We start from the raw sequence: 350 nt of genomic DNA on the forward strand, positions 1-350 counted from the left end.
CGGTCACTGCCTAATAAATCGGGATCAACTGATACTGCGGCTTGAATTTTGTTGAAGGGACCTCCGGTATAATGAGAAATGGGAGCCGGTCCATAATCAATAGCATTAGATTTTAGGTTAAACCGGATATAATAACCTCCTTTGAAGAGGTCAATACGAGAATATATTCTCTGTACGGCCGCATCTAGATTGGTGCTGAATTCTGTGTATTTATCTGTAATGCTCCATCTGGCTGAAATAGAGTTTCGTTTAATCGTATGTGAATTCACCGTGTAATCGATACAATCACTGCCTTTGAAGAAGCAAACAGTATTTGTTGTAAATTCTGTGGCTGCATCTATCCCATTTTC

Annotated in this window: 1 pseudogene; it reads right to left on the bottom strand. The window is 39.7% G+C overall.

Annotated elements, in window-relative coordinates:
- Nucleotides 1-350, bottom strand: a pseudogene (locus V2H77_RS00045) (photopexin B); the annotation flags it as partial.

The organism is Photorhabdus sp. P32, from assembly GCF_038085095.1.
GTDB lineage: Bacteria > Pseudomonadota > Gammaproteobacteria > Enterobacterales > Enterobacteriaceae > Photorhabdus > Photorhabdus luminescens.